This is a genomic window from uncultured Polaribacter sp. (assembly GCF_947501385.1).
Classification (GTDB): Bacteria; Bacteroidota; Bacteroidia; order Flavobacteriales; family Flavobacteriaceae; genus Polaribacter.
In genome coordinates this window covers 61,177-82,782 of record NZ_CANMVP010000016.1, presented here as the reverse complement: position 1 = coordinate 82,782, position 21,606 = coordinate 61,177, and the positions used below count along the sequence as shown (strand labels likewise).

Annotated in this window: 21 protein-coding genes; 17 read left to right on the top strand and 4 right to left on the bottom strand. The window is 32.3% G+C overall.

Annotated elements, in window-relative coordinates:
* Positions 1–42 precede the first annotated feature (42 nt).
* The 9 genes from Q0998_RS11690 (at position 43) to Q0998_RS11650 (ending at position 6,303) form a co-directional block, all read left to right on the top strand.
* Positions 43–333 carry a 4a-hydroxytetrahydrobiopterin dehydratase gene (locus Q0998_RS11690; protein WP_299670149.1) on the top strand — a complete coding sequence of 97 codons (291 nt, stop codon included), beginning with the start codon at positions 43–45 and terminating at the stop codon, positions 331–333.
* 31 nt (positions 334–364) lie between these two features.
* Positions 365–850, top strand: a complete 486-nt coding sequence (locus tag Q0998_RS11685) for a DUF6452 family protein (RefSeq protein ID WP_299670148.1) — start codon at positions 365–367, stop codon at positions 848–850.
* A complete protein-coding gene (locus Q0998_RS11680; RefSeq protein WP_299670147.1) occupies positions 831–1,559 on the top strand; it encodes a DUF6048 family protein in 729 nt (242 codons plus the stop codon). The genes Q0998_RS11685 and Q0998_RS11680 overlap by 20 nt, the downstream gene beginning before the upstream one ends.
* Before the next feature lie 55 nt (positions 1,560–1,614).
* The gene (locus Q0998_RS11675; RefSeq protein ID WP_299670146.1) at positions 1,615–2,562 is read left to right on the top strand and encodes a 2-oxoglutarate and iron-dependent oxygenase domain-containing protein; all 948 of its coding nucleotides are present in this window, start codon (positions 1,615–1,617) and stop codon (positions 2,560–2,562) included.
* Positions 2,563–3,005: 443 nt separating this feature from the next.
* Entirely contained in the window at positions 3,006–3,329 is a 324-nt protein-coding gene (locus tag Q0998_RS11670; protein ID WP_299670145.1) for a translation initiation factor, read from the top strand.
* Between the two features lie 138 nt (positions 3,330–3,467).
* The gene (locus Q0998_RS11665) at positions 3,468–4,412 is read left to right on the top strand and encodes a DUF1835 domain-containing protein (RefSeq protein WP_299670144.1); all 945 of its coding nucleotides are present in this window, start codon (positions 3,468–3,470) and stop codon (positions 4,410–4,412) included.
* Positions 4,413–5,282 (top strand): nucleoside phosphorylase, encoded by an 870-nt coding sequence (locus tag Q0998_RS11660; RefSeq protein WP_299670143.1) that lies wholly within the window; start codon positions 4,413–4,415, stop codon positions 5,280–5,282.
* The gene (locus Q0998_RS11655) at positions 5,283–6,143 is read left to right on the top strand and encodes a substrate-binding domain-containing protein (protein WP_299670142.1); all 861 of its coding nucleotides are present in this window, start codon (positions 5,283–5,285) and stop codon (positions 6,141–6,143) included.
* A gap of 19 nt (positions 6,144–6,162) precedes the next feature.
* Complete coding sequence (locus tag Q0998_RS11650; RefSeq protein WP_299670141.1) at positions 6,163–6,303, top strand: hypothetical protein; 141 nt, start codon at positions 6,163–6,165, stop codon at positions 6,301–6,303.
* A gap of 90 nt (positions 6,304–6,393) precedes the next feature.
* On the opposite strand, the gene Q0998_RS11645 is transcribed toward Q0998_RS11650, so the two are convergent.
* The gene (locus Q0998_RS11645; RefSeq protein WP_299670140.1) at positions 6,394–7,059 is read right to left on the bottom strand and encodes a uracil-DNA glycosylase; all 666 of its coding nucleotides are present in this window, start codon (positions 7,057–7,059) and stop codon (positions 6,394–6,396) included.
* 243 nt (positions 7,060–7,302) lie between these two features.
* Here Q0998_RS11645 and Q0998_RS11640 point away from each other — a divergent pair, with 243 nt between their 5' ends.
* The 3 genes from Q0998_RS11640 to Q0998_RS11630 all read left to right on the top strand — a co-directional run bounded on the left by Q0998_RS11640 (position 7,303) and on the right by Q0998_RS11630 (position 11,891).
* Entirely contained in the window at positions 7,303–9,510 is a 2,208-nt protein-coding gene (locus tag Q0998_RS11640) for a DNA mismatch repair protein MutS (RefSeq protein ID WP_299670139.1), read from the top strand.
* 107 nt (positions 9,511–9,617) lie between these two features.
* Positions 9,618–11,000: an AAA family ATPase gene (locus tag Q0998_RS11635; protein WP_299670138.1), complete on the top strand. Its 1,383-nt coding sequence runs from the start codon at positions 9,618–9,620 to the stop codon at positions 10,998–11,000.
* Positions 11,001–11,891: a DUF4435 domain-containing protein gene (locus Q0998_RS11630; RefSeq protein ID WP_299670137.1), complete on the top strand. Its 891-nt coding sequence runs from the start codon at positions 11,001–11,003 to the stop codon at positions 11,889–11,891.
* Between the two features lie 151 nt (positions 11,892–12,042).
* Here Q0998_RS11630 and Q0998_RS11625 read toward each other — a convergent pair whose 3' ends face one another.
* On the bottom strand, positions 12,043–13,110 hold the full coding sequence (locus tag Q0998_RS11625) for a methyltransferase (RefSeq protein WP_299670136.1): 1,068 nt from the start codon (positions 13,108–13,110) through the stop codon (positions 12,043–12,045).
* Positions 13,111–13,516: 406 nt separating this feature from the next.
* Here Q0998_RS11625 and Q0998_RS11620 point away from each other — a divergent pair, with 406 nt between their 5' ends.
* The 5 genes from Q0998_RS11620 to Q0998_RS11600 all read left to right on the top strand — a co-directional run bounded on the left by Q0998_RS11620 (position 13,517) and on the right by Q0998_RS11600 (position 20,094).
* The gene (locus Q0998_RS11620; protein ID WP_299670178.1) at positions 13,517–16,453 is read left to right on the top strand and encodes an FAD-binding and (Fe-S)-binding domain-containing protein; all 2,937 of its coding nucleotides are present in this window, start codon (positions 13,517–13,519) and stop codon (positions 16,451–16,453) included.
* A gap of 70 nt (positions 16,454–16,523) precedes the next feature.
* The gene (locus tag Q0998_RS11615; RefSeq protein ID WP_299670135.1) at positions 16,524–16,811 is read left to right on the top strand and encodes a hypothetical protein; all 288 of its coding nucleotides are present in this window, start codon (positions 16,524–16,526) and stop codon (positions 16,809–16,811) included.
* A gap of 423 nt (positions 16,812–17,234) precedes the next feature.
* Entirely contained in the window at positions 17,235–18,461 is a 1,227-nt protein-coding gene (locus tag Q0998_RS11610) for a nitrate/nitrite transporter (protein ID WP_299670134.1), read from the top strand.
* Positions 18,458–19,462, top strand: a complete 1,005-nt coding sequence (mgrA, locus tag Q0998_RS11605) for an L-glyceraldehyde 3-phosphate reductase (RefSeq protein ID WP_299670133.1) — start codon at positions 18,458–18,460, stop codon at positions 19,460–19,462. Before Q0998_RS11610 ends, mgrA begins: the two co-directional genes overlap by 4 nt.
* Before the next feature lie 140 nt (positions 19,463–19,602).
* Positions 19,603–20,094, top strand: a complete 492-nt coding sequence (locus Q0998_RS11600) for a hypothetical protein (RefSeq protein ID WP_299670132.1) — start codon at positions 19,603–19,605, stop codon at positions 20,092–20,094.
* On the opposite strand, the gene Q0998_RS11595 is transcribed toward Q0998_RS11600, so the two are convergent.
* Both Q0998_RS11595 and Q0998_RS11590 read right to left on the bottom strand, forming a co-directional pair.
* Entirely contained in the window at positions 20,091–20,909 is an 819-nt protein-coding gene (locus tag Q0998_RS11595; RefSeq protein ID WP_299670131.1) for a 1-acyl-sn-glycerol-3-phosphate acyltransferase, read from the bottom strand. The two genes, Q0998_RS11600 and Q0998_RS11595, sit on opposite strands and share 4 nt — an antisense overlap.
* Positions 20,910–20,961: 52 nt before the next feature.
* The gene (locus Q0998_RS11590) at positions 20,962–21,591 is read right to left on the bottom strand and encodes a CoA pyrophosphatase (RefSeq protein ID WP_299670130.1); all 630 of its coding nucleotides are present in this window, start codon (positions 21,589–21,591) and stop codon (positions 20,962–20,964) included.
* Between the last annotated feature and the right edge of the window lie 15 nt (positions 21,592–21,606).

The following is a 21,606-nucleotide window of genomic DNA, read 5'->3' as shown; positions in this document are numbered from 1 at the left end:
AATTAAAATAGTTACTTTTGATAAAAATTAATACTTTTCAAAATGAAAAAACTTACAGAATTAGAAATAGAAAAAAAGTTAACCTCTTTACAAGATTGGGATTTTTATGACAATGCACTGCATACAGATTTTGAATTTGACAATTTTAAAGATTGTATGTCTGCTATGAACAGAATTGCTTTTGAGTGTGAGGCTTTAAATCATCATCCAGAATGGACAAATGTGTATAATACCTTAGATATTACCTTAACCACTCATGATGCGGACGGCGTTACAGAATTAGACTTTAAATTGGCCGCTGCAATCAATAAAATTGTAGAAGTAGAAGAATAATTCAACATACACTAATTCTTATCTTTACCTTGTGAAAAAGCGTTTTTCCATTTTTTTATTATTTCTTGCCATTTTTTCCGCCTGCGAAAAAGATGATTTTTGTACACAGAACCCTGTTACTTCAAAATTAATCATTACTTTTTATGATGATACCAACAGAGAGACTCTAAAAAAAGTGCAACGGTTTTCAATCATAGGCGACGGTAAAATAGACAGTCTTTTTACCGCTCAGAGTTTAGATAGTATTGCAATTCCTCTAAATTCTAGAACATCAGAAACTGTATATACTTTAAAGAAAAATGCTACTGATGGTGTAGAAGCTAATAATGAAATTGCAACCTTTACGATACAATATGACACGGAAGAGGAATATGTTTCTAGATCTTGTGGATTTAAAATTCTTTTTAAAAATTTAGACTTTTCTTCAGATACCAATTCTTGGATTACAGATTTCACACCCAGTACTATTTTAACTATAGATGATCAAAACACAGCACATGTACAAATATTTCATTAGCATTTTTTTGCTATTTGTTTTTGCTGAAAGTTTTTCTCAAGAACAAGAAAAAGATAGTATTTTTAACAAAGAAAAAGACACTATTATTTACAAAACCAAATATGGTTTACGTGTTGGAATCGATATTAGCAGGCCTATAAAAGCACAATTCAATGGCGATTATAGTGGCTTTGAAATTGTTGGAGATTATAGAATTTCTAAAAACTTTTATGCCGCAGCAGAAATTGGTTATGAAGAAAATACGTCCGACGAATTTATGGTTTCTAACTCAACATCTAAAGGAAACTATATTCGTTTAGGGTTTAATTACAATGCCTACCAAAATTGGTTAGACATGAATAATGAAATCTTTGTTGGTTACAGATACGGTTTTAGTCTGTTCGACCAAACGTTAAATAGCTATACTCCTAATGTTTCAGATGCAATTTATGGTGATTATTTTCCCGCAGCAACAAATACAGCACCAATTACAGCATCGAGTTTAAATGCACATTGGTCTGAATTAATGTTAGGTGTAAAAGCTGAAACGCTTAATAACCTCTTTGTTAGTTTTAGTATTTCTTACAAAATTTTAATGAGCGTAAAAGAGCCCGATGGATTTAAAACATTGTATGCACCAGGTTTCAATAGAATTTTTGAAAGCAATTCTGGTTTTGGCTTCAATTATACCTTAAGTTATTTAATTCCGTTTTCTAAGAAAAATAAATAAACGATTCATTCCGCTATTTTTAGTAACTTTAACACCCTTTTAATAATTTACAATTATGAATAAAATACCAAGTGTAAACTTAGCAGACTTTCTATCTGATGATAAAAATAGAAAGCAAAAATTTATAGATGAAATTGGGCACGCCTATGAAAACATTGGTTTTGTCGCATTAAAAGGTCATTTTTTAGAGGATACCTTAGTGACGGATTTATATGATGAAATTAAGAACTTTTTTGATTTGCCAGTAGCTACAAAAGAGAAATATGAAATTCCTGAAATTGGAGGCCAACGTGGATATGTTTCTTTCGGGAAAGAATCTGCAAAAGGAAAAAAAGAAGGCGATTTAAAAGAGTTTTGGCATTTTGGACAATATGTAGAAGACGATGCTGAAAGAGCAAAACAATACCCAGAAAATGTGGTGGTTGAAGAACTTCCGAAGTTTAATGAAGTCGGGAAACAAACCTTTAAAATGTTAGAAAAAACAGCCAAATATGTGTTGCGTTCTTTGGCATTGCACTTAGGTTTAGAGGAAACTTATTTTGATAAGTATATCAAAAATGGAAATAGCATTCTACGCCCAATTCATTATCCGCCAATACAAACAGAACCCAAAGGTGCAGAAAGAGCTGCAGCGCATGGAGATATTAATTTAATTACGCTGTTAATGGGCGCGCAAGGAAAAGGTTTGCAAGTTCAAAATCATAAAGGAGATTGGATCGATGCGATGGCAGCCCCAGATGAATTGATGATTAATGTGGGCGATATGTTGTCTAGACACAGTAATAACAAACTAAAATCTACCATTCATAGAGTAACGAATCCGCCAAAAGAAATGTGGGGAACTTCGCGTTATTCGATTCCGTTTTTTATGCATCCCATATCAGAAATGAAATTAGATGTTTTAGAGAATTGTATTGATGAAGAAAACCCAAAACAATTTGAGGATATTACTGCTGGCGAATTTTTAGACCAACGTTTACTCGAATTAGGACTGAAGAAGTAAGCAGTCTTCAGTTGGCAGTAAGCAGTCAACAACAAACTAGAGACTGAATACTATTTTTCAGGAGCTATTTCCAGCTTTCCACAATATCTTTTTGTAAAAAAACAAAAAGGATGTCGTTTCTTCCGAAATTTCGGGACTGAGCTAGACTTGTTTGCAAGCTAATAGAATTAAAAAGAACAATAAACCCGTTGTGCATTTTGATAAATTCTGTCAATTCGAGTGAATTTCACGATTGAAATAAGTGAAATTTGTATCGAGAATAAGAATTTTCGTTTCTAAACTAGTTCTCGATACTATTTTTTTATCAAAAAATCACTCGAACTGACATTTTGCAATACATTTAACTCAAAATGCACAACGGGTAGAACAATAAATTTTAGTCAAAGTAACAGACTGGAGACTGCCAACTGAAGACTGAGAACTGAAAAGTGAAGACTAAAAAAATGGATTTTAAAGATCAATTAAAAAATTTATTTCCAGAACACAAGGAAACGGTAGTACCCAAAAAAGAGAAATCTAATATTTGGTTACAAGAAGCGCCTATTATTTGTAAATATGAAAAGCGCAAAGGAAAACCAATTACTATTTTAGAAGGCTATACGGGCGCAACTTCAGATTTTAAAATTTTAGCAAAAGAAATTAAGACGAAGCTTTCTGTGGGAGGTAGTTTTAAAGATGATAAAATTATTATTCAAGGAGATTATCGTGATAAAATAATGACGATGTTAAAAGACAAAGGTTTCAAGGTGAAACGCGTAGGAGGATAATTTTTATTTTATCAATGTTAAAATATAATGAATTTTTTTTATCTTTATACAAAATAAAAAAGGTTGTTTGCTACTAATATTTTGGTCGAAAATTGGTATAACACAATAAAAACGTAGCAAAAACGTTGTTTTTTAATTATGGTAGATTCAATATTACATATTACTAACGGAGATTACACTACAAATTATCTTAAAAAATTAAAGATTTCTGGTGAATTTATAACCTGGAGAGAAATGCTATGCGAAGGTAAAACCACTGTAGATGTTGGTAGTGAAAACTTTTGGAAAAATAGGTTTGAATTTTTTAAATCTTCCTACAAAGTAAGCAAACAGAAATTTATCAATTATACCGTCAAAGAATACAGAAACCTCTGTAATAAAAAAGAGCAAAAAGAAATTGTACTTTGGTTTGATTATGATTTGTTTTGTCAAATTAATATGATTGCCGTTATCAGCTGGTTAAAACGGTATAGAAAAGGATACCATATTTCTTTAGTTGCTAGTGGGAAAGTAGAAGGCGTTGAGAAAATGCTTAGTTTAACGGAGCTTTCTGAAGAACAAATTCGCCAACATTATACAGATAAAATTGAGTTAACTCAAGATGATATTGAATATGCAGATTATATTTGGCAGTTGTATTGTTCAGACAGTCCACTTCGTATCGAAACCATTTATAAATTTAATAAAAACTCTCCTTTTAAATATTTAGCAACTGCTATAGAAGCTCATTTACAGCGTTTTCCTTCCATTAAAAACGGTTTAAATAAAGTAGAAAATACCATTCTAAAAACTGCAAATGCGCATCAATTTTCCTCAAAAAAACAATTGGTACATCAACTTTTAAAAGATCAAGAAGTATATGGTTTTGGTGATCTACAATATGAGCACAACATAGAGAATTTACAAAAATTATTTTCTTCATTTAATCCTGTAAAACTCTCAAAAAAAGGGCAGCAAGTTTTAGAAAATCAAGTGAATTTTTACGGCCAATTACGTGCTGATAATTCATATCTTGGTGGCTCTAAAAAATATAGCTTTTTATACAATACCAATACTGAAAAGCTGCTACAAATAACATCTTAAATGAGTATTAAACAATCTGAACTCATCTTAAATCCAGATGGAAGTATTTACCATTTGAATTTAAGACCAGAAAATATTGCCACCACTATTATTTTTGTTGGCGATCAAGATCGAGTTGATAAAATTACAGCGTCTTTTGATGCTGTAGAATTTACCACACAAAAAAGAGAATTTAAAACTTCCACAGGAACCTATAAAGGCAAAAGATTGTCTGTAATTTCTACGGGCATTGGACCAGACAATATCGATATCGTGTTAAATGAGTTAGATGCTTTGGTAAATATCAATTTAGCAACCAGACAACCAAAAGCCGACTTAACATCTTTACATATTGTTAGAATTGGTACTTCTGGTTCTTTGCAAAAAGACATTCCAGTAGACTCCTTTTTAATAAGTTCTCATGCCTTAGATTTAAACGGCATGCTGCACTCCTACCAAATAGATGCAATTTCAAATACAGAAATAGCAACAGCTTTTGTACAACATACGAATTGGAGTGCTAAAAAATCAACTCCTATTTTGGTTGAAAACAGCCGTAAATTAGCAGAAAAATTGTCTTCTAATAAAACTTTTACAGGAATTACAGCAACTGCTGGTGGTTTTTACGGTCCTCAAGGAAGGGTTTTAAGATTGCCATTACAAGATGCCGATTTAAATAATAAGATCGATTCTTTTCAATTTGAAGGAAAGAAAATTACCAATTTAGAAATGGAAACTTCTGCAATTTATGGGTTGTCTAAATTGCTAGGACATAAAGCCATTTCTATGAATGCAATTATTGCAAACAGAGCCAATGGAACTTTTAGTGAAGATTACAATAAAGTAGTTGAAAATTTAATTCTTTATACGCTCGATAAATTAGTAGAATAGATGACAGATTTAAAAGTTGGTGGTGTACCAGAACACTTTAATTATCCTTGGTATGTAACGCTAAAAAATAAAGAATATACCAAAGAAAATATCAATCTTCGTTGGCAAGATTATCCTGGAGGCACGGGTGCCATGTGCAAAGCTTTGCGTTCTGGTGATGTTGATATTGCCATTGTTTTAACAGAAGGAATTATCAAAGATATTGCAGACGGAAATCCTTCTAAAATTGTACAAACCTTTGTAAAAACACCTTTAATTTGGGGAATTCATGTAGCTGCACACTCAAAATTTAAAAAGATTAAAGATTTAGAACACGCCACAATTGCCATCAGCAGGTTTGGTTCTGGCTCTCATTTAATGGCAATTGTAAATGCGTTCAATCAAGGTTGGAATGTCGAAAATCTAAGATTTAAAGTCATTGGTAATTTACAAGGAGGCATTGATGCACTTACCAACGGCACTGCAGATTATTTTATGTGGGAACACTTTACCACCAAACCTTTGGTAGACAATGGTACTTTTAGAAGAATTGACGATTGCCCAACACCTTGGCCCTGTTTTGTGGTAGCTGTTAGAAATGAAATTTTAGAAAATAATTTTGAGGAAGTCAAAAAAGTTTTAGACATTATCAATCAGCAAACCACCAATTTTAAAGACATTCCTAATATTGACGAAGTTTTAGCAGAACGCTATGAACAGCAAATAGAAGACATTCAGAAGTGGCTAAAAATCACAGAATGGAATGACGGAAAACCCATTACAAAAAACTTAATTACACGTATTCAAAATAAAATGCTGCGGTATAACGTTATAGAAAAGAAGAAAAATTCGGGCGAATTCATAAAAAATATGTACATTTAGCCCGTTAAAATATTAAATAATGAAAAAAGTAGTATTTGTTGCAATTTGTATCGTAGGAATTATTTGTTTTTCTTCTTGTAGAAGTACCTCGAGCTCTTGTGGTTTGGCTGACGCTTCCCTAACAAACCAAACAATAGCAAAGCAAGCAGATTTTTTATAAATCCGTTTGTTTCTTAATTTCAAATTCAATGAATCCGCTTTTTAGCGGATTTTTTTATTGACAAGGAAGCATGCTTCCCTTGCTGAATATTTACCACTCAATGTTTTCTTTCCCAAGCTCTTTTAAAATCGCATTTGTCTTCGAAAAATGTTCATTTCCAAACCAGTACCCTCTGTTTGCACTTAAAGGAGAAGGATGTCCAGAGGTTAAAACATGATGTTTTTTAGTATCAATAAGCTTTACTTTCTTCTTTGCAAAACCGCCCCAAAGTAAAAAGACAACATTTTCTTTTTCGTTAGAAATTTGTTCGATTACAGCGTCCGTAAAGGTTTCCCAACCTTGCTTTTGGTGACTTCCAGCCTCGTGCGCTCTAACAGTTAAGGTTGCGTTTAATAATAATACGCCTTGTTTTGCCCATTTTTCTAAATTCCCACTTTCTGGATATGCTGTATGTAAATCGGTGGTAATTTCTTTAAAAATATTGATTAAAGATGGCGGATGTTTGATGCCGTCTTTTACAGAAAAGCACAAACCATTGGCTTGTTTGGGTCCGTGATACGGATCTTGCCCAATAATCACCACTTTTAAAGCCTCTAAAGAACAATAATCAAAGGCAGCAAAAATATCCTTTCCTGCAGGAAAACAGGTGTGATTTTCATACTCCGATTTCACAAAACTTGTCAAATCTTTAAAATACGGTTTCTCAAACTCATTTTGTAAAATATTTTTCCAGCTATCTCCTATTTTTACCTGCATTGTTTGTTATTTTTGTTACTAAATCTAAATTACATTTAAAATGTCTCTTCGAGACCCGATAAAAAAATTTCAAGCGATTATAATGACGTACATCAGTCTATAAAATATGTCTGCTCGAGCGGAGTCGAGAACTATTAAGTGCTTAATAATCAAAAAATTAATTAAACACGTCAATGGTAGCGCAGTCGAGAAGTTATTGAATACGCTTAAACCGACAAATCACAATACATCAAAATTACAAATTTGAATACGAATATTTCAGAAAAAACATTACAAGATTTAGAATTTTCAACGGTTTTACAACATGTTTCAGAACATTGTATTTCTGGTTTGGGAAAAGAAAGTGTACGTGAAATTCAACCTATTATTGGTAGAAAACAGCTTTTTATAGAGTTGCATTTGGTGAATGAATATGTATCTTCTTTTCAAAGTGAAAACCGAGTACCCAATCATGGTTATGACAATATTACCGAAAGTGTAAAACGTTTGGCCATCGAAAATAGCCATATCGAAACAGATGCCTTTTTAAAAATAGCCACCACTTCGTTAACCGTAAACGAATTGATGAAATTTTTTAAGAAATTTAAAGTGCAATTTCCTACCTTTTTTGAACTTTCTCAAAAAATAGAATTCACAACGTATGTGGATGACGAAATTAAAAAAATCATTGACATTTCTGGCGAAGTAAAAAACAATGCATCTTCCGACTTAAAGCAAATTAGAAGAGATATCAATAACATTCGTGGTAAAATTGGCGCTAGTTTTTCAAGTGCGTTGTCTAAATCTATTGCCTTGGGGTATTTAGATGATATCAAAGAAACGGTGGTAGACAATCAGCGTGTTTTGGCGGTTTCTGCAATGCACAGAAGAAAAGTTGCAGGAAGTTTGTTAGGCTCCTCAAAATCTGGAAATATCGTATACATTGCACCACAAGCAACCTTGGCGTATAGTAGAGAGTTTCAGAATTTAGTCTATGAAGAAAAGCAAGAAGTCATTCGCATATTACGTACTTTATCGGAAACCGTTCGTCCGTTTACACCACTTTTAGAAGCTTATTTAAACTTTTTAGTCCATACAGATGTGGTGGGCGCAAAAGCAAAATACGCGCGAGAAATGAATGGTGTTTTGCCTTTGATTACCAAGGAAAAAAGAGTGTATTTTAAAAATGCCTACCATCCTATTTTATGGCGAAAAAACAATGCCCAAGAGGTAAAAACCATTGCACAGTCGATCGAATTGAACGAACAGCAACAAATTATAGTCATTTCTGGCCCCAATGCTGGTGGAAAAAGCATCACCTTAAAAACCATTGGTTTGTTACAAGTAATGTTACAAAGCGGGATTTTAATTCCTGTGGATGAACGCAGCCAGACCTATATTTTTGATACAATTTTAACAGATATTGGCGACAACCAATCGATAGAAAATCAGTTGAGTACCTATAGTTACCGACTCAAAAACATGCGAAATTTTTTACGCAAGTGTAACGAAAACACCTTGTTTTTAATTGATGAATTTGGTACGGGTTCCGACCCAGAATTGGGTGGCGCCTTGGCAGAAATTTTTTTAGAAGAATTTTATGAGAAAAAAGCCTTCGGAATTATTACCACTCACTACTCTAACTTAAAAGTCTTGGCGGCCGAGTTAGAGAATGTCACCAATGCAAACATGCAATTCGATGAACGTTCTTTAGAACCCTTGTACAAATTGTTTGTGGGGCAAGCAGGAAGTTCTTTTACCTTTGAAGTGGCGCAGAAAAACGGCATTCCGTTTCGCATTATCAACAAAGCAAAAAAGCGGGTGGAGACTGAAAAAGTGCGTTTAGACAAAACCATTTCGAAGCTACAGAAAGAAAGAAGCCGTTTGCAACGAAATTCAGACAATCTAGAAAAACAAAAAACAAAGGGAAAAGAACATTTAGAAAGTTTACAAGAAAAGGAAGATAAAATTCAGTCGAAATTGGCAGGATTTCAAGAATTGTATGACAACAACCAGCGGATGCTTTCTTTGGGAAGAAAAACAAACGAGTTTCTAAACAAATACTTTCAGAACAACAATAAGAAAGAGCTGAACACCAATTTTAACAAATGGGTGGCAGATGAAAAGGTAAAATACGCGAAGAAAAACCCATTAAACCCAAAAACAAAATCTCAAAAACAAAAGGCAAAAATTGTTGAAAAGCAACTAAAGCAAGTTATTGAGAAAGTAGAAAAAGAAGTCTTAGAAAAAGTGGTGGAAGTACGGAAAGAAAAGAAAAAAGAAGCCGTAAAGATTGCCGATGAAAAAGCAGCCTACGAATATAAGTTAAACGACAGTGTGCGTATTATAGACACCAATTCTGTAGGCACCATTGATAAAATTGACAAGAAAAATGTGGTGATCAACTATGGTGTATTTACCACAAAAACGTCTGTGAATAAAATTGAGTTGGTGCAGAAGGCTAAAAAATAGGTGTTTATACGGGTTGGTCTTCTATTTAAGAAATTTAATTTCGCCAAAGTTGATTTTTAATAACTAAAAGATATAATTTTACAAAGTTGCATAAATAATATAAAGAAATGATAAAGAATCGAATCACAAGATTTAGAATTTCAAAACTTTTCGGATATCAAAATGTTGATATTAATTTTGATAATAGATTTAAAATAGTTATTGGAGAAAACGGTTTAGGTAAAACCACTGTATTAAATTGTTTGTATTACCTTTTAGATAAGAAATTTAAAAAATTAAATACAATTCAATTTAGTGAAATTGAGCTACACTTTTCAAACAAAAGTAAAGTTATTTTCTCAAAAAATGATTTAGAGTTTTATGTTGATAGACCTGCTAAGTTTCAGAGTGGTGGTTTTTATAATAGCCTAAAAAATGAACTCAAAAAAGATGATATAGAAAAACTTAAAATAGCGATTAAGAATAAAAAACTTACAGAGCAAGAAAAAAGATTTTTTGCTGTCGAAACTTTAAATAATATTAATATCAAAATTAATGCACCAACTAAATTTGTTTATGATAATATTGTAAAATTCATAGGCGAAAAGGAATCTATAAATTTTCAAAAGGTTATAGATGTACTTGATAAAAACATTACAAGTAAAATTTTATATTTCCCCACCTATCGAAGAATTGAATCACAGCTTGAAAATCTTAAAAAACAACTAAAGTCTAATAATGAATATTATGACAATCCTTTTTATGAAGGTCACGATTTCGAAAGCTCTAGTGATGAATATGAAGACATCATCCAATTTGGGATGGAAGATGTTAGAAAAAAAATTGAAAGTGTAACAGATGAAATTAGACATAAATCTTTAGTCGGTTTTTCTAAAATAACAGGAGATTTATTAAGTCAATTGTCAAAAGAATTTCCTAATTATAAATTTAAAAATAGTGTAGATAAAAATAAACTTGAAATAATTTTAGATAGAGTTGGGAATTCAATATCTGAAGATGATAAGCTTAATATTATCCAATATATTAATTCAGGTACAAAAACTAATAAAGGCTTACTATATTTAATTGATAAGCTAATTGATTTATATAATGATCAAGAAGTTTTAGATTTAGCTATCAAAAACTTTGCAGAAACTTGTAATAAATACTTAAATCTTAAAAATTTCCGGTACAATGAAAGTTCGATTAAATTAGAAATTATCAGAGAAAACTCCTCAGATATAATAAAACTGGAACAACTCTCATCAGGAGAAAAACAAATTGTTTCCTTATTTTCTAAAATTTATTTAGATCTAAATAAATCTTTTATAGTACTATTTGATGAACCTGAATTATCCTTATCTATTGATTGGCAACAAAAGTTACTACCCGATATCATTAAATCTGAGAAATGTAACTTCTTATTTACCGTTACACATTCTCCTTTTATTTATGATAACAGTATGAATGAATATGCTTTTGGTCTAACAGATTACACAACATTCAAATAAATGAGTCCACAAGATTTAATTGAAAAAAGCAGAAATTCACCTGTCGTTTCATTTCATAAATTTGTATTATTTCATAGAAGATACCGTACAGATCTTTTTTGTTTCTACGAAGGAAAGGATTCACAGTATTATTTTCCCAGAATTAACGATTATTTTGGAGAAAATCATCATCCTATAATTTGTGGTAACAAGAAATCGGTAGTTTCTACATTCCAAACGATCGAAAAAAAATACCCAAATTTTAAAACAGCTTTTTTTATTGATAAAGATTTTGATGAAAATATTCATGAAGATAAAATATATAATACACCTTGTTATTCGATAGAAAACCTTTATTGTTCAGAAAAAGTACTTAAAAGAGTTTTAAAAAACGAGTTCATGCTTAAAGAAACCGATTCTGAATTTGAAAAAATTATAGATCTTTTTACAAAAAATCAAAAAGAACATCATAATGTGACCTCTCTATTTAATATTTGGTATGCTACAGCTAAAGGAAAAGCAAAATTAGAGAAAACTATAGTAAATGTGTCACTCAATGAAAAATTCCCAAAAGATTTCGCTACAATCAAAATAGGCGAGTTTAAATCTAACTACGATTTAAAGTTAATAAAAGAAAAATTTCCAGATGCTATTGATGTTAATGAAAAGGAAATAGAACAAAGTTTAGAGAATTTTTACACTATCCCTCCTGAAAAAAAGCATCGTGGTAAATATGAAATTGAATTTTTTTTAAAATTTTTAAAATATTTAATTGAAGATTGTAATAAAAACAAAAAAATATTAAAGATTAAAACTAAATTTAAAGTTGAGGCATCTCTAATATTGACCCAATTAAGTCAGTATTCTGAAACTCCTGAATGTCTAAAAAAATATATAAAGAATTGTGCCTAATATTAGTTTTAATTAGTTGTCTTTCATGAAATTAAGAAAATATATTAGATTTTTAATCAACACATATTTTCTTAGCATTACAATTAATTATGAAAATGAATGTTGAAAATTAATAATTTTATTTAGTTTTCTTATTTAAAAATTCAAAACTTTATTTTCTAATCAACACCCAAAGCTCTACTTCTTCCGTACCACGCCAATGTTGGTTTCGTTTTGTTTTTTCAGAAGCTCCTTTTACGGTTTTTTTGAAACATTTTTCTAATGTAAAACGTACGCCTTTTGCGAGTTCTTTTTCAATTGGGTGCTCTTTTGTCAAATTAGCTATTTGTGCCAAATTTGAAAATAGAATCACCAATTTTCCATCTGTTGCCAAACGATTGTTTGCTTCCGCAAAAAACTTAGGAAACAGGTTTTTGTTGTAGTAGATAGCTTCGTCTACATTCTCTAAATTATAAGATTCAGGTAACCACGGCGGATTGAAAACAATCAATTCAGCTTCTTTTTCATATTTGCCAAAGAAATGTCCGTGCTCTAATTCGATTTTACGAGACAACTTGGTATCGCCCATAAATTCTTGCAAACCAAAAATAGCATTTGGATTGGTGTCAGTTCCAAAAACTTTTTGAAAACCATGTTTGATCATTTGAAAAGACAGTACACCACTTCCAATTCCCACATCGATCGCAGATTTTTTAGGGCCTGTATAGCGTTTTAACCAATTGTCAAACAAGATCAAATGATCGAAACGCGTTGGAAAATACGTCCCATAGTACGGATGAATTTTATTTCGTAACACAGGTACTACAATTCCGTTTTGGTACCATTGCCAAGCACTATTTAAGCCTTGTACTTGCGGAAAAGTCAACATAAAATGGTCATTATCTGGATAAAATTTTTCTAACCAGCCAATTTCAGGAGATTTCTTTACAGCTACTTTTTGTGCTGTAATTTCTAATAAAATAAGATTCGACAGTTTGTGATAAGCCGCTCTATATTCGCGTTGTTCTTTAAAAGACTTGTTCGGAAGCTTGTTTTTTAAATGCGTTTGCAACTCCTTTAACAAGGTCATTCCGTTGTTATAAAACTCTGTGATCAACACAAAATCGCCGGCTTCTAACGCTTTAATCGTATCTTTTACGTGGGTTGCTCTTTTAAAAAGAACTAATTTCTCTGTAGCAAGAATAGGTGTTGGTTTGTTAATCTGTATGTCTGAATTCATCAATGATCTTAAAGATAAAACACGTTGCAGACTAATGAGATGCGCAAAGCGTCGGATTAAAAATAGCGATAGCATCGATATCTACTAGCAATCAGGCATTAAATTGTTTGCTAACTTTCTATGGATCAAATTTTAGCACTTAAAAAAAGTGCCATTCCTCCGCAAAAAATAGGCGAAGAAATTTTGAATACAAATACTATTTGGCAAAGATACTTTTTAAAACGGAGTGCAAGGTTTATAAAATGATAAAACAGCAATATAAATTGCTGTTTTTTGATTGAAAATAATCAGTATTTCAAACATTTTTTATAGAATCAATAAAAATAGTGAAAGAAGTTTTTTAAGCGATAAAAATCATTTTTTTATGCTGATATTTGTAAGGAGAACTCTTATTTGCTACCAATTTATGATTCAGAATGCTGTTTTAGAACAATTGAATACCTCACTTTCTGGGGAGGTACTTTTTGATAATTTACACAAAACTTTATACGCTACAGACGCTTCTGTATATCGAAAAATTCCTTTGGCGGTTGCGTTTCCAAAAGACAAAAAAGATTTGAAAACCTTAATCGATTTTGCAACTAAAAATAAGATTACGTTAATTCCAAGAACTGCAGGAACTTCTTTGGCGGGCCAATGTGTGGGTGACGGAATTGTCGTAGACGTTGCGAAACATTTTACAAAAACCATTGCTTTTAATAAAGAAGCAAAAACCATACAACTAGAACCAGGCATTGTAAGAGATTCCTTAAATGCGTATTTAAAACCCTTCGGATTGTTTTTCGGACCTAACACGTCTACTTCCAACCGCTGTATGATTGGTGGTATGGTAGGAAACAATTCTTCTGGAAGTACCTCGATCAAATATGGTGTTACCCGTGATAAAGTCTTAGAAATCGAAGCCCTTTTAAGTGACGGTAGTACGGCTACCTTTAAAGAAATTTCTTCTGCGGAATTCATCCATAAAACCAAAGAAAATACCCAAGAAGGAAACATTTACAAAGCCATTTATGAGGAACTTTCTTTGGAAGCGAATCAACAAGAAATAAAAAAAGAATTTCCGAAAGAAATTATTCACAGAAGAAATACAGGCTATGCGGTGGATGAATTTCTAACTTCCGACTTGTTTGGTGGAACGAAACCTACCATAAACGTTGCAAAATTCTTATCGGGAAGTGAAGGTACTTTGGCTTTTTCGACTTCGATTACTTTGCAATTAGACGACTTACCTCCTACAGAAAGTATCATGGTAACTTCTCATTTTACCAGCATTCAAGAGAGTTTAAAAGCAACGGTTATTGCCATGAAACACAATTTGTACAATTGCGAGTTGATGGACAAAACCATTTTAGACTGTACTAAAAACAATCGTGAATTGGCTAAAAATAGATTTTTTCTGCATGGAGATCCTGAAGCGGTTTTAATGTTAGAAGTGGCTGCGAATACCTTACCCGAAGCAGCGTTACTGGCAGACCAATTGATTGCAGATTTAAAAGAAAATAATTTCGGGTATCACCATCCAAAGGTATACGGAAAAGACATTGCAAAAGTCCATTATTTAAGAAAAGCAGGTTTGGGCGCTTTGGGTAATATGATTGGAGATAGAAAAGCTGTTGCCTGTATAGAAGATACTGCTGTGGCTTTAGAAGACTTGCCAAATTATATTGAAGAGTTTACTGAAATTATGGACAAGTATCAGCAAAATGCGGTGTATTATGCACATGCAGGTGCTGGAGAATTGCATTTACGACCTATTTTAAACTTAAAAAAGAAAGAAGATGTTGTTTTGTTCCGTAAAATAACCACGGAAACTGCCCAATTGGTCAAAAAATACAAAGGTTCTTTTTCTGGTGAACATGGTGATGGCATTGTACGTGCAGAGTTTATTCCCTTCATGATTGGTGAACAAAATTATCAACTCTTACGAAGGATTAAAAAGGCTTTTGATCCTAACAACATCTTCAACAAAGGAAAAATTACCGATGCTTTTTCAATGGATCAAAACCTCCGTTACGAAGTGGATAGAATTGAACCTAAAATTAAAACTATTCAAGATTTTTCGGATAGTGAGGGGATTTTAAAACTCGCTGAAAAATGCAACGGTTCTGGCGATTGTAGAAAACCAGTGGAGGCTGGTGGTACCATGTGCCCAAGTTACAGAGCCACCAAAGATGAAAAAGACACCACAAGAGCAAGAGCAAATGCTCTTAGAGAGTTCTTGACGAACTCAGAAAAACCGAATAGGTTCGATTATCAAGAATTAAAAGAAGTTTTTGACTTGTGTTTGAGCTGTAAAGCTTGTGCCTCTGAATGCCCAAGTAATGTGGATATTGCAACCATGAAAGCGGAGTTTTTATATCAATACCAAGAAACCAACGGCTATTCTTTTCGAAGCAAATTATTTGCAAACAATGTAAAGTATAACAAATTGGGAAGCATTGCTCCTGCCTTAACTAATGCCATTTTAAATACACCATTTGCCAAAGCTGCGATGGGTGTTTCGCAAAAAAGAACCGTTCCGAAATTAGCACCAAAAACTTTAAAAAGCTGGTATAAAAATCACAATGTCATTTCGAGTATTTCGACTTCGCTCAATACAGGCTCTCTCGAGAAATCTCAAAAGACAGTCTATCTATTTTGCGATGAATTCACCAACTTTTACGATGTTGAAATAGGAAAAGATGCGTTTTATGTTTTAGAAAAATTAGGTTATAATCTACAAATTATCAATCACGAAGAATCTGGAAGAAGCTTTATCTCTAAAGGATTTTTAAAAGAAGCAAAAGCAGTGTGTAATTTAAATGTAGAAATTTTTAAAGAGCTAATTACAGTAGAAACTCCATTGATTGGCATAGAACCTTCTGCCATTTTAACGTTTAGAGACGAATACATTCGTTTGGCAGATGACAAAGCATCCGCAGTAAAGATTGCCAAAAATGTATTTACGTTTGAAGAGTTTTTAGCAAAAGAAGTCGAAAATCAACAGGTGGATATTTCTTTATTCACTTCGGACGCGAAGACACTTAAAATTCACGGACATTGTCATCAAAAAGCATTGTCTGGAACCCATGCGAGTTTTCAAATTTTAAACCTTCCTCAAAATTATTCGGTCACAATTATCAATTCTGGTTGTTGCGGAATGGCAGGTTCTTTTGGCTACGAAAAAGAACATTATAAGATTTCGATGCAAGTGGGTGAAGATACCTTATTTCCAAAAGTAAGAAATACACCCAAAGAAACTGAAATTGTGGCTGCAGGAACCAGTTGTAGACATCAAATTTTTGACGGCACACAAAGAATTGCAAAACATCCTATTACCATTCTTAAAGAAGCCTTAAAATAATCCAACCTGAATATTAATTTATAAAACGTATATTGTAGCAATATATAAACCTACTACAAAACAAATTTTTATGTCAAAAAACAAAGTAGTCTTTGGAATTATCTTACTATTAACCTGCTTTTCTCTTACGGGAATGAAATCTCTACAAGACTATAGCCCTGCAGGAAATTGGAGTTATGAAATTGAAGCAGGTGAGCAAATTCTATCTGGGGTTATGACCATAAAGAAAGTTAAAGATGATTATGAGGTACAAATAGAATCTAATGTTTATGGAACACTCTTACTAAGCTCAGTTGATTTTAATAACCCGTTGTGCATTTTGATAAATTCTGTCAATTCGAGTGAATTTCACGATTGAAATAAGTGAAATTTGTATCGAGAATAAGAATTTTCGTTTCTAAACTAGTTCTCGATACGATTTTTTTATCAAAAAATCACTCGAACTGACATTTTGGAATACATTTAGCTCAAAATGCACAACGGGTTTTAATAATAAAAGATTAACTGGAGATGTTGATGTACAAGGTATAAATACAAATTTTGATATGGAATTTGACAAAGACTCAATGTCTGGAACTGTTACCTATGACGGACAAGATTTACCGTTTTCAGCCGAAAGAGATTAATTACAAAAATTAAACTACTAAAAAGGGAAGCTAAAAAACTTCCTTTTTTTTGTGAATAAAATATCGAAATAGATTTTAGACCTTAAATTTTCTTAGAACTAATCAAAAAGAATTCTTAGTTTAGACAAATGCAAAAAAGAAAGAAAATCTCAGTAATGTTTGCGCTAATTATTGCTGGAGAAGCTATTTTTCTGTTGCCTTTTATTTTGATGCGCGTTTTTAAACCCGTCATTAGAGAGGCTTTTCTAATTTCTGATGCACAAATTGGCGAAGCACAAGCTTTGTACGGAATTACTGCAATGCTCTCCTACTTTTTTGGTGGTTTTATTGCCGATAAATGGGAACCTAAAAAATTACTCTCACTCTCTTTGTTTTTAACGGCCATTGGTGGTTTTTGGATGACTTTAATTCCGTCTATAAATACATTAAAAATCTTATACGCCTTTTGGGGAGTTTCTACCATTTTACTATTTTGGGCTTCTTTAATTAAGGCAACAAGACAATGGGGAAATGAACACAACCAAGGCTTGTCTTTCGGATTATTAGATGGTGGGAGAGGCTTTTTTGCAGCTTCAATCGCTTTATTCGGAGCCTCTATTTTAACCTTCTTTTTTCCTAAAAAAGGTGTTGAAATTACTTTTGAAAACAAGGTAGAAACACTACAATACATTATTGGAGCCATTACTGGAATTGTTTTCTTAGTCTCTTTATTCGTTTGGAAAGTACTGCCGAAAGAAAAGTCAGAATTTGAAACAGGCAAAGAGTTTCAATTTAATTTTAAAAAAGCATTTGCTTTGATGAAACAAAAAAAAGTAATCTACCATTCGTTGATTATTTTTTGTGCCTATTGTTCTTACAAGCTCACAGGCGTCTACGGAACGTATGCCAAAGATGTTTGGAATTATTCCTTAGAAGAAGCTACGTACTTTGCGGTTTTTATTCAGTATTTAAGACCAATTGCCGCCATTTCTTTTGGTTGGCTGGCAGACAAGTTGATTCCGTCTAAATTGATTGTTCCTAGTTTTACAGTTTTAATTTTAGCATCTGCTTTTTTAGGACTGGGCTTTTTTAATGAACAACCCATCTATTTATCATTTACAATTTTTATCTTTATGGCCTTGGGAACTTATTCTTTAAGAGGTTTGTATTTTGCCATTATTGAAGAAACAAAAACACCCTTACAAATGACAGGTACTTTAGTAGGTATTATTTCTGTGGTAGGTTTTACTCCAGATATTTTTATGTCGTTATTTACAGGATATATGTTGGGCGAAAACCCAACCATTATAGCATATCAAAAATTATTTACCACCTTTACAATCATTCCTATTGTTGGCTTACTAGCCGCCTTAGGATTTAGAAAAAGTATATCAAAATTATGAGTAAAAAAAACAGTTATATAGCAGACGCTAAGCGTTATGATACAATGAAATTTAGAAGAACTGGCAAGAGTGGCTTGTTGTTACCAGAGCTTTCTTTAGGGCTATGGCATAACTTTGGTGATGATGACAATTTTAAAAATTCTAGAAATTTATTAAAATGTGCTTTCGATAACGGAATTACACATTTCGATTTGGCTAACAATTATGGGCCGCCTCCAGGTTCGGCTGAACGTAATTTTGGTAAAATCTTACAAAAAGATTTTAAATCTTACAGAGACGAACTTATTATTTCTACAAAAGCGGGTTACGGAATGTGGGCTGGACCTTATGGAGATTTGGGTTCTAAAAAGTTTTTGGTGGCAAGTTTAGATCAAAGTTTGCAAAGAATGGGCTTAGATTATGTAGATATTTTTTATCATCACAGACCCGATTATGATACGCCTTTAGAAGAAACCATGGGGACTTTAGATTTGATGGTAAGACAAGGAAAAGCTTTGTATGTGGGACTTTCTAATTACCAGCCAGAAGAAGCCAAAAAAGCATTTCAAATTTTAAAAGATTTAGGAACTCCCTGCTTAATTCACCAACCAAGATATAGTTTGTTTGACCGATGGATAGAAGACGGATTGTTAGATTTGTTAGAAAACACCGGTGTTGGTGCTATTTGTTTTTCGCCACTGGCACAAGGAATGCTAACAAATAAATACATTAACGGTTTACCAAAAGATTCAAGAGCTGTAAAAGACAGTCCGTTTTTAAATTCAAATCAAGTTTTAGAAATGCTTCCTAAGATTAAAGCATTGAATGAAATTGCTGCAAGTAGAAATCAGAATTTAGCACAAATGGCTATTTCTTGGATTTTAAAAGACCAAAGAATTACCTCTGTATTAATTGGAGCCAGCAAAACTGAACAGATTTTAGACAGTGTGAAGGCAATTGAAAACACCACTTTCTCTGAAAATGAATTGGATACTATTGATGAAATTTTGAAAACTAAATAAAAATCATTTCGAAAACAATGCGTTGTAGGTAATTTTTATTCAGAAAAAGAGTACCTTTATCTCGTATTATAACTATATATCATTTGACCCTTCAAAAGAAAAGTTCCCTAATCTTTTTCTTACTATTTGTAATAAATAGTTTGTTTTGTTATAGTCAAAATTCAGTAAATTTTTCGCTACATCATGATTTTAAGTTGCTTGTTTTTGGTGATAACCTAGGGAATAGAGCAGGAACACTCAATTTTATTGCAAGAGTAAAACATGAAGGTGAAGATAATAGTTTGGGCTTTCTTATCTATGGTTTAGAATTCGAAAAAGCTTTTTTAAGTACACAATACACCCGGTTTGGTGCTTTTACAGGATTTACTTTTATGGATGTTTTTAATGATTATAACTTCCATATTACGCCATCAATTGGTACAGGATTTATAAACAGAGAACAAAAGAATCTTTTTAGTTGGTCTGGTTCTGTTCAATTTGAATACTTTTTAAGCGATACCGTCCGGTTGAGTTTTCTAAACCAGATTACACAAAGAACAGATTTAGAGTATCTTTATAATGATTTAGCATATAGGTGGAGCTTTTTTCTTGGTATAGAAATGCAATTATTTAAAATCAACCAAAACAATTAAGAACTCCAAAATTCTCTTTTTTTATTCAATTCTTCTTCTTCCATTAGATATTCTTCGGCATCTTCTGGAGACAATACTTTTAAGAAAGACGGGTGTTGTTCTATTGCATATTCAATTTTAGTAACAATGTCTGCAATACTCTCATTTTCATAATCTATTTCCAGAGGTTCTTTAATCACCATAGATTGCAACACATTCCGTTTTTTAATATTCAATCCTTTTTTATCAAAAGAACGTCTAAAACCATCAATCACTACAGGCACCACAATCGGCTTACATGTTTTAATAATATGTGCGGTTCCTCTTCTAATAGGCTTAAAAGGTGTGGTTGTGCCTTGTGGAAAGGTAATCACCCAACCATCCTTTATGGCTTTTTCGATGTTCGAAATATCAGAATTTTTAACTTGTCTGTTTACATTTTCACCAGCACTTCGCCAAGTTCTGTCAATAGATACAGAACCTGCATAAGCAAATATTTTAGGTAATATACCAGAACGCATCGTCTCGCCAGCAGCAACAAAGTAAAAATTTAACTTTGGGTTCCAGATATAACCAATGTTCTTAATCGTATCATCTCTTCCTTTTAAAGCAGCATTAAACACATGAAACATGGCTGCAACATCTGCAAAATAGGTTTGATGGTTCGAAATAAATAAGACATTTCTTTCTGGTAGGCTTCTTAAAATCTCAGAACCTTCTATCTGTAAATTGTTAAATTTACGGTATCTTCCATGAGAAATAAGTCCAAAAATTCTGATGATCATCTTCTTTAAAAATAAGATATGACCAAAAGGATTCCTTTTAAATAAAGGCATTCTAAATAGTTTTACTTGGTTTAAAACAAACTTACAAAAGATATAACAAACATTATAATTTTAACAGTTCTTTAATTTCTGAAAGCATCATAGCAGTAGCACCCCACACCATATAATTGTTAAATTTGAAGCAGGGAACATCTATATTTTTCATGTAAGAAGTACTTAAATTTATAGTAGATAAAGACGCTTCATTAAGCAATTCTTCTACCAAAATTTCGATGGTATTTTCAACTTCATAATTCGTGTTAAAGGTTGGTTTTGTATCAGCAAAGCCAATAAAAGGAGTAGCCAAAAAATTACTTGGTGGAATGTATACATCTGTTAGTTCTCTGATGATTTCTACCGAATTTGGTAAAACACCCACTTCTTCAAAAGCTTCTCTTAATGCCGTTTCTTGTAAATTGGCATCGGTGGTATCTCTTTTACCTCCAGGGAAACTTATTTGAGCAGAATGTGTGCCTTTGTAACGTGCTCTTTCTGTTAATAAAAAGGTAGTTTCATTATTGTTATCTGGATAAAACAATGCCAAAACTGCCGCTTTTCTTGGTTGCTTTGCTTTTATTCTGTCAGCATTGTATTGTAAACGAAGTGCTGGTGCCAATTTAAATTGTGCCTCTAAACCGCCTAATTGTTTCGATTGTAATGCTTCTATTGTATTTTTAAATATGTTGAAATTCACCTGAAATGATTATTT

Bases quoted from the DNA above. Each gene is read 5' to 3' on its own strand.
- Q0998_RS11690 (WP_299670149.1), top strand. From the start codon at position 43: ATGAAAAAACTTACAGAATTAGAAATAGAAAAAAAGTTAACCTCTTTA.
- Q0998_RS11680 (WP_299670147.1), top strand. From the start codon at position 831: ATGTACAAATATTTCATTAGCATTTTTTTGCTATTTGTTTTTGCTGAA.
- Q0998_RS11675 (WP_299670146.1), top strand. From the start codon at position 1,615: ATGAATAAAATACCAAGTGTAAACTTAGCAGACTTTCTATCTGATGAT.
- Q0998_RS11670 (WP_299670145.1), top strand. From the start codon at position 3,006: ATGGATTTTAAAGATCAATTAAAAAATTTATTTCCAGAACACAAGGAA.
- Q0998_RS11665 (WP_299670144.1), top strand. From the start codon at position 3,468: ATGGTAGATTCAATATTACATATTACTAACGGAGATTACACTACAAAT.
- Q0998_RS11660 (WP_299670143.1), top strand. From the start codon at position 4,413: ATGAGTATTAAACAATCTGAACTCATCTTAAATCCAGATGGAAGTATT.
- Q0998_RS11655 (WP_299670142.1), top strand. From the start codon at position 5,283: ATGACAGATTTAAAAGTTGGTGGTGTACCAGAACACTTTAATTATCCT.
- Q0998_RS11650 (WP_299670141.1), top strand. From the start codon at position 6,163: ATGAAAAAAGTAGTATTTGTTGCAATTTGTATCGTAGGAATTATTTGT.
- Q0998_RS11645 (WP_299670140.1), bottom strand. From the start codon at position 7,059: ATGCAGGTAAAAATAGGAGATAGCTGGAAAAATATTTTACAAAATGAG.
- Q0998_RS11635 (WP_299670138.1), top strand. From the start codon at position 9,618: ATGATAAAGAATCGAATCACAAGATTTAGAATTTCAAAACTTTTCGGA.
- Q0998_RS11630 (WP_299670137.1), top strand. From the start codon at position 11,001: ATGAGTCCACAAGATTTAATTGAAAAAAGCAGAAATTCACCTGTCGTT.
- Q0998_RS11625 (WP_299670136.1), bottom strand. From the start codon at position 13,110: ATGAATTCAGACATACAGATTAACAAACCAACACCTATTCTTGCTACA.
- Q0998_RS11620 (WP_299670178.1), top strand. From the start codon at position 13,517: ATGATTCAGAATGCTGTTTTAGAACAATTGAATACCTCACTTTCTGGG.
- Q0998_RS11615 (WP_299670135.1), top strand. From the start codon at position 16,524: ATGTCAAAAAACAAAGTAGTCTTTGGAATTATCTTACTATTAACCTGC.
- Q0998_RS11610 (WP_299670134.1), top strand. From the start codon at position 17,235: ATGTTTGCGCTAATTATTGCTGGAGAAGCTATTTTTCTGTTGCCTTTT.
- mgrA (WP_299670133.1), top strand. From the start codon at position 18,458: ATGAGTAAAAAAAACAGTTATATAGCAGACGCTAAGCGTTATGATACA.
- Q0998_RS11595 (WP_299670131.1), bottom strand. From the start codon at position 20,909: ATGCCTTTATTTAAAAGGAATCCTTTTGGTCATATCTTATTTTTAAAG.